Source organism: Methylobacterium sp. CCH5-D2 (assembly GCF_001556475.1).
Lineage (GTDB): Bacteria > Pseudomonadota > Alphaproteobacteria > Rhizobiales > Beijerinckiaceae > Methylobacterium > Methylobacterium hispanicum.
Genome location: NZ_LSIX01000331.1, coordinates 1 through 936 on the forward strand (window position 1 = coordinate 1; position 936 = coordinate 936).

Annotated in this window: 1 protein-coding gene; it reads left to right on the forward strand. The window is 68.6% G+C overall.

Annotation, left to right across the window (positions count from 1 at the left end; translation table 11 throughout):
• Positions 1-324 precede the first annotated feature (324 nt).
• On the forward strand, positions 325-936 hold a 612-nt coding region (locus tag AX737_RS08740; RefSeq protein ID WP_197430508.1), incomplete at its 3' end, for a class II fructose-bisphosphate aldolase.

A 936-nucleotide genomic window follows, 5' to 3' on the forward strand; every position in this document is an offset into this window, starting at 1 on the left:
GCGGGTCCCCTCTCCCGTGCGGGAGAGGGACAGGGTGAGGGGCCCGGAGCGTGCCTGAAGAGGCGTTCTGTTTCCGCGGCCATGGCCAGCCCTCTCCGGACAGTTCTCATCCCTCACCCCAACCCTCTCCCGCACGGGAGAGGGGGCGCGTGGTGGTTCGGGCGGGACATCTGTTCGGCGGCCGCCAAGACGGTGTGAGCGAGCGATCGCTTGCAGATACGCCCAAGTTTTTCACAGCTGCGCGCGGGCTCGCGGCGCGGCGGCACCTATATAGGCCCGCACGGGACAGACCGGCTCAAGGCCGCATCGGACGAGGATCGAACCATGGCACGCATCACCCTCCGGCAGCTCCTCGACCACGCCGCCGAGTACGGCTACGGCGTGCCCGCGTTCAACCTGAACAACATGGAGCAGGGGCTCGCCATCATGGCGGCGGCCGACGCCACCGACTCCCCCGTCATCCTCCAGGCGAGCCGGGGCGCGCGCGCCTACGCCAACGACGTGGTGCTGGCGAAACTCATCGACGGCCTCGTCGAGATCTACCCGCACATCCCCGTCTGCATGCATCTCGACCACGGCAACAACGAAGCCACCTGCGCCACCGCGATCCAGTACGGCTTCACCTCGGTGATGATGGACGGGTCGCTGAAAGCCGACGGCAAGACCCCGGCCGACTACAATTACAACGTCGAGATCACCCGCAACGTCACCAAGATGGCCCACTGGGCCGGCGTCTCGGTCGAGGGCGAGCTCGGCGTGCTGGGCTCGCTGGAGAGCGGCGAGGGCGAGGCCGAGGACGGCCACGGCGCCGAGGGCGTGCTGTCCCACGACCAGCTCCTGACCGACCCGGACGAGGCGGTGAAGTTCGTGGCCGCCACCAAGGTCGACGCGCTCGCGGTCGCCATGGGCACCAGCCACGGCGCCTACAAGTTCACC